This window comes from Anoxybacillus sp. LAT27, from assembly GCF_022030075.1.
Classification (GTDB): domain Bacteria; phylum Bacillota; class Bacilli; order Bacillales; family Anoxybacillaceae; genus Anoxybacillus; species Anoxybacillus kestanbolensis.
The window spans coordinates 1-223 of record NZ_JAIWYK010000402.1 but is presented as its reverse complement, the minus strand read 5'-3'; the positions used below and the strand labels follow the sequence as shown (position 1 = coordinate 223).

Sequence of the window (223 nt, the reverse complement as noted above, 5' to 3'; positions counted from 1 at the left end):
AGTCAAATTCGCGGATGCGGCTATATTCATCCATCATCCACGCCATAATTTGCGAGTTGGTAAACACGTCCGGCGCCGGGATATCTTTGGATGGCCCCACGATCTGGCTGATCGCCCGCACATAGCCGCGGCTGAGCCGCTCCAGCTCACCCATCGACATGTTCCGCGGGTCGCAGACGATGCCACCTTTGCCGCCGCCATACGGCAAGCCGACAATTCCGGC

At 59.6% G+C, this 223-nt stretch carries 1 protein-coding gene; it reads right to left on the bottom strand.

All coding sequences use genetic code 11. The features are described from left to right. On the bottom strand, positions 1-223 hold a 223-nt coding region (locus tag LD028_RS09960; protein ID WP_275949125.1), incomplete at both ends, for a Glu/Leu/Phe/Val dehydrogenase dimerization domain-containing protein.